At 64.1% G+C, this 536-nt stretch carries 1 protein-coding gene; it reads right to left on the reverse strand.

Annotated features, from left to right (window positions below; genetic code table 11):
• A partial coding sequence (locus AC1DVA_RS29015) for a HAMP domain-containing protein (protein ID WP_476808222.1) occupies positions 1-536 on the reverse strand: 536 nt, incomplete at both ends.

A 536-nucleotide genomic window follows, 5' to 3' on the forward strand; every position in this document is an offset into this window, starting at 1 on the left:
CCGAGCTTGCCTTCGGTGCCGACCTCGCGCGCCACTCGCGTCACCTCCGAGGCGAAGCGGTTGAGCTGATCCACCATCGTGTTGAGCGTTTCCTTCAGCTGGAGAATTTCGCCCTTCACGTCGACCGTGATCTTGCGTGACAGATCGCCATTCGCGATCGCGGTCGAAACCTCCGCGATGTTGCGAACCTGGGCCGTCAGGTTCGACGCCATAGAGTTCACGTTGTCGGTCAGGTCTTTCCAGGTGCCGGCGACGCCGGGCACGCGGGCCTGGCCGCCCAGCTTGCCATCGGTGCCGACTTCGCGAGCCACGCGCGTCACCTCGCCGSCGAAGCCGTTGAGCTGGTCGACCATCGTATTGATGGTCTCCTTCAGCTCGAGGATTTCGCCSKWMACRTCGACMGTGATCTTGCGGGAGAGGTCGCCGCGCGCGACGGCCGTCGTGACTTGAGCGATGTTGCGAACCTGTGCGGTCAGGTTGCCGCACATCGCGTTGACTGAATCCGTGAGGTCCTTCCAAGTGCCGGCGACGCCGGG

Source organism: Allobosea sp. P4_C6, assembly GCF_056402015.1.